Here is a 4,905-nt window from a genome sequence, read left to right as displayed (position 1 = left end):
AGCTCTCAGTTAAAAAAATGACCGAAAAAGAAAAGGATGCAAACCCTCAAATTTATTTGTGGAAAAATTAGAGATAATTGTGCCGCGATGTATAAACACTCTTTCGCAATAATTCCTTTCTTGATACAGTTGCTCATGGGAGAGACTCCCTTTCTGCGCGCTGCTCTCTACATTCATGTATGGGGTTTCTTCCCCTGCTAAGAGCTACCCTGCCTCTGACTGACTTCTTGGCGTAAAATGCATATCTGAGTACTGCCATATGATTAAAAATGAATATGCTGAGATTCCCTTATTTTTTCAAAAGACTGGAAATCTTAATTATTCATAAATAATTTATGGCTACTACAATAACCAGATTCTCAAACACCAACTTCGTTGTTATATATGATACTTTTGCATACGAATATCTTCATGAATTCTAGGTATGTAACATTTCACCATGAAATTAATTTACGACAGTATACTTTCAAGTCTCAATTAGTTGCTAAAATTACATACAAAAAAGCCTTATACCAATTCACGAAAAATCTGATACAAATTATTAATCTTTAAATTCTTTCCCTCTGCACCCTGCACCCTGCTCCTCTGCTGCCTATGTGCATCAATTTTAAAGTGAAACGGTATTACCCAATGGAATTAAATTATTAATTATTGGTGCTATTTACTATGAACTTTGTGAGCGTAACTCTCTGCAAGTCTCACCTGGCTACACAATTCAGATTTTATGAATTTTAGGTAATCAAATTTTGCGCTTGATTTCTTAGGGAACACCAAAAAATAGGTATTGCTGAATTGGAATATGAAATTTAAAAATCAGGTCTCTCAAACTCTTTCTCTCTGCACTTCTGCGCCTCTGCGTGAGACAAATTCATATCTTTATTCAGCAAAGCCAAAAAATAAATTACCCAATTTCTGGACTTGAACTACTTGCTTCACTCCCCCTGCTCCCCTTCGGATTGCGCCGCTTGCTACAATACGGGAAACCCGTGCAATGCAGTGGTTTCTCTGGTCACTTGCATTCCAAATGATTGATTATTTTTTATTTGGAAGTCTCTTAACCCAAGGCTGTTTGCAAAACTTCCCGATGCATCAAAGCTCCATCTACTAAAGAAAGAATTTTTTCTGCGGACAAGGATTTGCCATTGTGGTAATGCTCTACCCAAGTCTGACAAATAACTTGGGGATTTTCTGGTAATGTAGCTAAATCCCAACCAGGTATATCTAAATCTTCCATCAGTCGATTCACTTTGGGGTCGTAACTCAGAGCAAAGCAGGGACACCCTTCACTAGTACCCATAATTAAACTGTGCAGACGCATTCCAATTGCCATATCTACGCCCCGAAATACACCTTTGAGCATTTGGGGGTCTTCTAGGGATATAATTTGACTATTATCCTGGAGTGCTGATTGCATAATTTGAGCGATCGCTAAATCTTGGCTTTGTTGAAATGGCAACAGAATAATAAAAGTACCTGTGGCTTGTTGAAAATCCACCAGAGCTTGGACTAAATTATTAAGGCGTTCAACGGTAAGTTGGGGATGATTGCGTAGTGTTATAGCTACCCTAGGTGTAGGTAAATCCTCTAGCTCTGGAACAGGTTTACTTGCCAAAGCCCAAACAGGATCGGGAGCTAGGATGTGGGGAATATTCCACTGTGATAGTAAACCAGCTGAAACGCGATCGCGTACACTAACTTGAGTGCATCCAGCAAAACATTGTCTTGCTAACCAACGGGTAGAACGACGTTTGATTGGACCAATTCCCTGTCCCCAAGCAATGGTTTTCAATCCCATTTTTTGTGCCGTTGCCATGATTATTCCGTAATATAATGGACTCACAGCACTAGTTGCATCTTGAATTAAACTCCCTCCTCCCCAAATTAGAGCATCACAAGAGTGCAAGGTTTGCACCATAGATAAGAGCTGCATTCGTGGAAATGCCTCCACACCATAATGCTGCTGAGTAACCAAGGGATTTCCAGAAAGCACCACAGGCGTTACTGATGGTGGTAGCATTTGCAATAGAGTTGCCAACAAAGCCTCATCACCACCATTTCCCTTGCCGTAATATCCAGACAATAACGCCCGTATAGCCATTTTAGATTTTAGATTTTGAGATTATTATTAACCTTGTTCAAGATAATATCTACTATTCGTAGATATATGAAGCAGGAACATTTGTTCATCAAGCATCATATCCTCTGAATCTTATCTCATCTAAAAGTAACTGATAACTGATAACTGATAACTGATAACTGAACTTATGCACGCTCTTTCAATTCCCACCTGGATTATTCACGTTTCTAGTGTTATTGAGTGGATTGTCGCTATTTGGTTAATTTGGGATTATGGTGAACTCACCAACAACCGCAGATGGTGGGCATTATCCTTTGCCATGTTACCAGCAGGAATCAGTGCCATGTGTGCCTGTACTTGGCACTATTTTGATAACCCCACATCCCTAGAATGGCTAGTAACCTTACAAGCTACCATGACCCTAATTGGTAATTTTACCCTATGGGGTGCTGCCTTTTGGATTTGGCGTTCTAGTCAAGCAGACACTACAAATAATCCAGCTTCCCAACCAGTAATTGAAACCAAGCAATGATTTCTAAAGATACCCTATTTGCCCTTTCCCTATTTCCTTACCTGGGTTTCTTGTGGTTTATTAGTCGAGTACCACAAATGCCTCGTTTGGCACTGTATGGTTTTTATGGCACCCTCGTCTTTGTTGCTGTTACCATTCCCGTCGGAATTTATGCCAAAGTTAGTTTAGATCAATCCTTAGCAAATGTGGATTGGCTACATGGAGGAGCGGAAGTTTTTTTAACCCTTGCCAATATCTTGATTGTTTTAGGTTTCCGTCAAGCGATAAAACAATTAAAGGGAACCAACCAACTTAACCATGAGGACAATTAAAATGGAAGTTATTCCAGCCATTGATTTACTGGGAGGTTGCTGTGTGCGACTTTACCAGGGAGATTATGATAAATCCCAAATTTTTAATGAAAATCCTGTAGAAGTTGCTAAACAATGGGAAGAACAGGGTGCTACCAGACTCCACGTTGTTGATTTGGATGGGGCTAAAGCAGGTAAAATAGTTAACCTAGAAGCGATCGCAGCCATTGTTGAGGCTATATCTATACCAGTGGAAGTTGGGGGTGGATTGCGATCGCTAGATACTGTACAACAGTTATTAAATTTAGGGGTGCGATGGGCAATTTTAGGCACAGTCGCTGTAGAGCAACCAGAACTAGTCCAACAACTCTGCCAACAATTTCCAGAACAAATTATCATCGGCATTGATGCCCGTAATGGAAAAGTAGCAACCCGTGGTTGGTTAGAAACCTCAGAGGTTCTGGCTACCCAATTAGCAACACAAATGCAGGAATTGGGAGCCGCCGCAGTCATTTATACCGACATTCACAGAGATGGAACTCTTTCGGGACCAAATTTAGATGCTTTGCGGGAAATGGCTGAAGCCATTGAGATTCCAGTTATTGCTTCTGGTGGGATGAGTTCTGTCACCGACTTACTGAGCTTATTAGCTTTAGAAACCCAAGGAGTAAAGGGAGCGATAATTGGTCGTGCTTTATACACTGGGGACATTGATCTAGCTGAAGCATTACGGGCTGTAGGACCCGGACGCATTCAAGATATTCCGCCCAATTTAGATTTTACTTCCTTTGCCTAGTTGGAAAATAGGGAGTGGGGAATCGGGAGTCGGGAGTCGGTCAGAGGTCTTTTCATGCTTGTTTGTGGGCAAAATTGCGCGTGGGGGCTAAATTGAAAATAGGCAGTAAGTCAAAAGTTTATACCATTTTGAAAAAAGAATGGGACAGATGGGTAGGGAACATCCACAATCTTTCAATATATAAAAGTATCTTACTGGTGCCGTGCCCTTACGAAGAATTTATATGTTGCAAACATTATTTGAATTGGTATTACCTCGATTCAATGAACTCGTTATGAAAATCCAACAAATTATCGAGCGTCAAGGTATCGTTCATAGCGATCCGGAAATTATGAGCGGCATTCCTGTATTTATTGGTACACGTGTTCCCCTACAAACTTTTAAGGATACAAGCCCCCGGATTTATCCGTGGAAAGGGAAAAAGTATTTTCCTTATTCAAGCCCCTCGATTTATCGATGGGGTAACTGATAACTGATAACTGATAACTGAAATGACGACTTCTTTAACTAGGCTTCTCTCTCTTGAAGACTTCCTCAAGTTGCCATTCTTAGAGGAATCTCCAGCATGGGAGTACGCGGATGGAGTCGCTATGCAAAAACCCATGCCTAAAACTCGACACTCTATCTTACAGAAATGTCTAATAAAGGAAGTTGACAACCAGACTGATGACTACACGGCATTACCTGAGTTGCGATGTACATTTGGCGGACGTTCTATTGTTCCAGATGTTGCAGTAATTGCATGGAATAGAATCCGCGTTAATGAAGTCGGGGAACCAGAGGATAACTTTACCGAACCACCTGATTGGACAATCGAAATCCTTTCACCCGATCAAAAGGTGAACCGTGTAATTGACAACATCCTCCATTGTTTGAAACATGGCAGCAAATTAGGATGGATGCTCGATCCAGATGATTATTCTATTTTAACTTTTACTCCCCAACAAGAACCAGAAGTTTGCAGAGGAGATCGTCAACTTAAGGTCATAGAAGGAGTTCAGTTGGTACTGACTCCACAACAAATCTTTGCATGGTTAAAAATTGGTCAAGCTAGGCAGAGCCAGTAAAAGTATCGGGAATAGTGATTGATTTTTATTTTGAGGATAATCTATGAACTACCGAAACTATATCACGATAAAACCTAATAAACGTGGTGGTAAGCCTTGTGTCCGTGGCTTACGAATTACAGTTTATGAAGTGCTTGAATACC

7 protein-coding genes are annotated in these 4,905 nt (G+C 40.6%); 6 read left to right on the top strand and 1 reads right to left on the bottom strand.

Translation table 11 applies throughout. The features are described from left to right. Positions 1-1,054 precede the first annotated feature (1,054 nt). On the bottom strand, positions 1,055-2,092 hold the full coding sequence (gene csaB, locus CALSC_RS21210) for a polysaccharide pyruvyl transferase CsaB (protein ID WP_088243255.1): 1,038 nt from the start codon (positions 2,090-2,092) through the stop codon (positions 1,055-1,057). 172 nt (positions 2,093-2,264) lie between these two features. Between csaB and CALSC_RS21205 the strand changes: the two genes are divergently transcribed. From CALSC_RS21205 to CALSC_RS21180, 6 genes are all read left to right on the top strand, one after another. Then, positions 2,265-2,609, top strand: coding sequence for a DUF2499 domain-containing protein (locus CALSC_RS21205; RefSeq protein ID WP_088243254.1), 345 nt, complete (start codon positions 2,265-2,267; stop codon positions 2,607-2,609). Next, the gene (locus tag CALSC_RS21200; protein WP_088243253.1) at positions 2,606-2,920 is read left to right on the top strand and encodes a DUF3593 domain-containing protein; all 315 of its coding nucleotides are present in this window, start codon (positions 2,606-2,608) and stop codon (positions 2,918-2,920) included. Before CALSC_RS21205 ends, CALSC_RS21200 begins: the two co-directional genes overlap by 4 nt. 1 nt (position 2,921) lies before the next feature. Continuing rightward, entirely contained in the window at positions 2,922-3,695 is a 774-nt protein-coding gene (gene hisA, locus CALSC_RS21195) for a 1-(5-phosphoribosyl)-5-[(5-phosphoribosylamino)methylideneamino]imidazole-4-carboxamide isomerase (protein WP_088243252.1), read from the top strand. A gap of 223 nt (positions 3,696-3,918) precedes the next feature. Then, a complete protein-coding gene (locus CALSC_RS26660; protein WP_088243251.1) occupies positions 3,919-4,164 on the top strand; it encodes a DUF433 domain-containing protein in 246 nt (81 codons plus the stop codon). Between the two features lie 22 nt (positions 4,165-4,186). After that, positions 4,187-4,762 carry a Uma2 family endonuclease gene (locus CALSC_RS21185; RefSeq protein WP_088243250.1) on the top strand — a complete coding sequence of 192 codons (576 nt, stop codon included), beginning with the start codon at positions 4,187-4,189 and terminating at the stop codon, positions 4,760-4,762. 43 nt (positions 4,763-4,805) lie between these two features. After that, a partial coding sequence (locus tag CALSC_RS21180; protein WP_143288330.1) for a DUF433 domain-containing protein occupies positions 4,806-4,905 on the top strand: 100 nt, incomplete at its 3' end.

This window comes from Calothrix rhizosoleniae SC01 (genome assembly GCF_900185595.1).
Lineage (GTDB): Bacteria > Cyanobacteriota > Cyanobacteriia > Cyanobacteriales > Nostocaceae > Calothrix_A > Calothrix_A rhizosoleniae.
Note: the sequence above shows the minus strand (reverse complement) of the source record. Positions and strands in the feature narration are given on the sequence as shown.

What these genes read in the sequence shown, in the direction of transcription:
- CALSC_RS21205 (WP_088243254.1), top strand. Translation starts at nt 2,265, where the DNA reads ATGCACGCTCTTTCAATTCCCACCTGGATTATTCACGTTTCTAGTGTT.
- CALSC_RS21200 (WP_088243253.1), top strand. Translation starts at nt 2,606, where the DNA reads ATGATTTCTAAAGATACCCTATTTGCCCTTTCCCTATTTCCTTACCTG.
- hisA (WP_088243252.1), top strand. Translation starts at nt 2,922, where the DNA reads ATGGAAGTTATTCCAGCCATTGATTTACTGGGAGGTTGCTGTGTGCGA.
- CALSC_RS26660 (WP_088243251.1), top strand. Translation starts at nt 3,919, where the DNA reads ATGTTGCAAACATTATTTGAATTGGTATTACCTCGATTCAATGAACTC.
- CALSC_RS21185 (WP_088243250.1), top strand. Translation starts at nt 4,187, where the DNA reads ATGACGACTTCTTTAACTAGGCTTCTCTCTCTTGAAGACTTCCTCAAG.